Genomic DNA, 3,414 nt, shown 5'->3' with positions numbered 1-3,414 from the left:
TCTTATTATAAGCGGGCGCCTGATCCAGATAGGGAAGGATGGGAGCACGCCAGTTGGATCGCCAAACAGGGCTCTGTTCACCAATTGGAAAACGCAAGAAAGTATCATGGTAGTTGTGTAATGCCAAACCAATTTGTTTCAACTGATTTTTACATGTGCTGCGGCGTGCAGCTTCTCGTGCCTGTTGAACGGCCGGTAATAATAATGCAATTAAAATTGCGATAATGGCAATCACTACTAACAGTTCAATGAGAGTGAAGCCACGTTTATTGTGCCTGCTAAACATGGAAGTTCCTTTGAAAAAAACGAAAAATGAGCGTAAATGCTACTTAGGAAGGCTTGGGAAGGCTTGGTCTCAGGATGGATTATTCGGAGTGTACAAACTCACCGCCTTATCTCCGGGGAGAGCGGCTTATCAATTACAAGGTAGTAAGTGATATCCATTTATACTACTTCAAGTGGCGCCCAAACGTAATCACCAAATCGAAATAATTTGGGAAGAAAACCTCACCTAAAATATTGCCCATACGTTCACTGTCTACCCAAAAAGGCGCAGCGGTGAAGGATGTAATATATTACACCACAATGATTTATAACTCAATTAATCCCAAGACATCAGCCTCGTATTTTTCTTTTACACAATTTATTGATGATGTATTATCAGCCCCAAAGACTGCAGCATTCATATTTGACATCAAGACCTGTAAAGTAGATGCAAACAAATACAAGCTTCTTTCAGCCCTGAATAACACAGTGAGGAATCACCATGCGCGTCACTTCGCTTGTCACTAGTCTGTTTTCCCTGGTGATATTCACCAGCAGCTCTGCGCCTGTACGAGGTGAAGTGGGAGTCTCTGCTAAGCCACCCACTGATGCCGAAATTCTGCTGGATGGCAGTCGAGAAAATCTCGACAAAAAGTGGACCTACTGGAAAGGCCCGCGATTCAGTTCGTCGCTCCCCATCAAATGGAAAGTGGTCGAAGATCCCATCGATGCAGGCACTGTCATCATGACGGATGACCCGGCAGCAGCAGGCGGGAAATATGGAACAGCCGATATTGTCACCAAAAAGAAATATCGTGACTTTCGTCTGCATGTGGAATTTCTGGTGACGAAGCCGGGCGGCAACAGCGGCGTCTATTTACAGAACCGCTACGAAATTCAAATTTTAGATGGCGACAAAACCAAGCATGGCATGGGTGCCGTGATTAACAAAACAGAGTCTCCTTATCATGCTTACAACGGCACTGGAAAATGGAACGCCTACGATATCACATTTCGAGCTGCCCGCTTTAAAGATGGCAAACTCGTAGAAAAGCCGATGGTCTCCATGTACTTCAACGGAAAAAAAGTGCACGAGAATGTCACCATCGACAAAATTTGGGGTGGCGCCAATTCCGGTCTGGATGGTGGCAACGATAACGGATTCGGCATTACTGATACTCCCGGCGGAATCAAACTGCAATGCGAAGGACATGACGTACGCTATCGCAATGTCTGGCTCAAAGAACTTGATCTCAAAACCGCCGACACTGATTTCCGGGATTAATCACGGGGCCTGTTTGTTATTTTTTCTTTGACTTGCCTTGCGGTTTATCATGTTGATAGAGGAGTTTTCCTTTTTCATCATGAAACAAAAAAGAAAGTGTCGCCGGCGACTGTTTTCCTGCCGGCGTTACTTTCACCAGCAGGAACCCGCCGGAACGTGGATCTTGTGAATAAGATTGTTTAATCAGTCCATCGGGATCTGTTGATTTCGGATCGCCGGGTTTGCGACCTAACCTGGAATTCGCATCAATCAGCGCGCCGCAGGAAAATTCCTCAAAACCACTGGGGTCGGTCGCATGATACTGCCAGTGTCGATCACCGCAGACAATAAAAAAGTTTTGCTGGTCCAAGCCGTTCTCTTTGAGCCAATTGAAAAATTCATCGCGTTCATGCCGAAATCCACCAATGTCACAATGGTTGTCCGTCTTGCGTAAATCATCAGGCCCCACCATAGGCGTAGGTGAAATCAACAATTTAAAAGGAGCGTCACTCTCTTTCAACGTTTTTTTCAGCCAGGCTTTCTGTTCTTTACCCCAGATCGTTTTTCCAGGCCCGTCTTCCAACAAGTTCGGGCTACGATACATACGATTTTCGGGAAGCCAAATTTGTAATTCCTGACTCACGCGATGGGTGCGATATGTCTTCGCGTCTTTGTCATCCATGGGTGCCACCGGAAGCTGTTCCAGCATCATCTGCCGCCCCTCTGCGGAAGAGGGCCTATGGTCGCCCGTATTATCTCCGTCATCGATCCGATAATCGTGATCATCGATTTCCCAATACGTGGGGACAGCGGCGAACAAATCACGATAACGAGGCTGAATGAATTGTTCGTGCCATTTCTGACGCAGTTCAGGAATCGTTTCCGCCCGCGGTTTATCGGGCGTGTCGTAATAAACATTGTCTCCTGTACCAACCAGGAAATCCGGTTTCAATTTTAAGATCGTCTCTAATGCGGGATAACCCAGATGTTTATCGGGGCCGGCATAAGGCTGCGGCAGCTTCGTGTTATTTTCTTCTAAATGCTGCTTCTTATCGATCCGATCATCGCCGTGAAATTTCGCATAGTTCATACCTGTCACCACAACAAAATCGACCGGTCTGTAAAATCGATCACCAGACAAGATTCTGAAGCGTGCCTTCGGACCGGGATGCAACTGATCTGCTGTTTTACCAATTTCGGTTAAGCACTCGAACTCTGTGCCTGAAGGTAATTCGGTAAAGGCAGCACGGGCAATGAAATCGTGCTCGGCGACGGCTTCCACAGTTTGTGTCACTTTTTTAAATGTTGATTTCTCTCCTGGAATCGTTTGCAGAGTAAACTTCACAACGCCCGGCATGCCTTTCACATCGCGGTCTACCAGTTTGTCGGTTTCCGTCAATCGCACCTGCACGAGCGCGCTGCTGGGTGTGACTTCCCCCACCATGATTCCCATACCCGCCATGGGAAGTAGAGAATCGGTTTCGTTCGGAATCGCTGCTTCCTTACCGGTATCGACAACAGGCGTGGGTGCTTCCAGGCTTTGTTTTTCGCAGCCCCATATCAACAGCAGACAAAACAGACAACAAACTCTCATATGAACACTCCCTTAGAGATTCTCTTTTTGATTCAGTCAGACTCACCATTCTATTGATTTACGGTTGGGGGCCCAACTGAAAACCGCTCCTATTTGCTGCATTCTTCAGATGCGATGATTTTCTCATAATCCGAGTCAATCACCTTGCCGATCAGGGCCATCATACATCAGAATGGAAGCTTACTTTAATCACCTGGATTCTTGCCACACTATTTCACTTTCTAAAAACGAAGAAAAATACATCATGAAATCATTCAAACAAATCGCTCTGCTCACAATCTGTATACTCACA

The 3,414-nt window shown here is 46.4% G+C and carries 3 protein-coding genes; 1 reads left to right on the top strand and 2 read right to left on the bottom strand.

Annotated features, from left to right (window positions below; translation table 11 throughout):
• On the bottom strand, positions 1-286 hold a 286-nt coding region (locus Q0668_RS25590), incomplete at its 3' end, for a DUF1559 domain-containing protein (RefSeq protein WP_298869403.1).
• A gap of 480 nt (positions 287-766) precedes the next feature.
• On the opposite strand from Q0668_RS25590, the gene Q0668_RS25585 reads away from it, so the two are divergent.
• Positions 767-1,549: a DUF1080 domain-containing protein gene (locus Q0668_RS25585; protein ID WP_298869402.1), complete on the top strand. Its 783-nt coding sequence runs from the start codon at positions 767-769 to the stop codon at positions 1,547-1,549.
• Between the two features lie 16 nt (positions 1,550-1,565).
• Here the strand turns inward: Q0668_RS25585 and Q0668_RS25580 are convergent, their stop codons facing one another.
• On the bottom strand, positions 1,566-3,122 hold the full coding sequence (locus tag Q0668_RS25580) for an alkaline phosphatase D family protein (protein ID WP_298869401.1): 1,557 nt from the start codon (positions 3,120-3,122) through the stop codon (positions 1,566-1,568).
• Positions 3,123-3,414: the final 292 nt, after the last annotated feature.

This window comes from uncultured Gimesia sp., assembly GCF_937910335.1.
GTDB lineage: Bacteria > Planctomycetota > Planctomycetia > Planctomycetales > Planctomycetaceae > Gimesia.
Note: the sequence above shows the minus strand (reverse complement) of the source record. Positions and strands in the feature narration are given on the sequence as shown.